Here is a 324-nt window from a genome sequence, read left to right on the forward strand (position 1 = left end):
GGTCAGGTAGGTTATTGATTGCATATATGTATTTTTGAATTTGCTCAGCCACGGGGCGGGAGAATATATACCTCCCATCCTTGCCCGGCTCGACAAACGTCGACGGAGCATCCGGCCACATTTCCTGCATAGGGCCAGCCTTACGGACCTCCTCGACAACTACTCCAAACAGATTAGCTGCTCGATCAAGGTCATAGGAGGCCACCTTGGCCTCGATAAGGTCTGCGAGGAAGGGGTTCACTTCAATAGTAGTCGGGCGAACGCCCAGAAACTGTGACGCAAGGGCCGTTGTGCCCGAGCCGCCGAACGGGTCCAATATAGTCT

Annotated in this window: 1 pseudogene; it reads right to left on the bottom strand. The window is 54.0% G+C overall.

From position 1 onward, the window contains the following. Positions 1-324, bottom strand: a pseudogene (locus AF337_RS44560) (hypothetical protein); the annotation flags it as partial.

Origin of the sequence: Rhizobium ecuadorense (genome assembly GCF_001187535.1) — a bacterium.
GTDB classification, from domain to species: domain Bacteria; phylum Pseudomonadota; class Alphaproteobacteria; order Rhizobiales; family Rhizobiaceae; genus Rhizobium; species Rhizobium ecuadorense.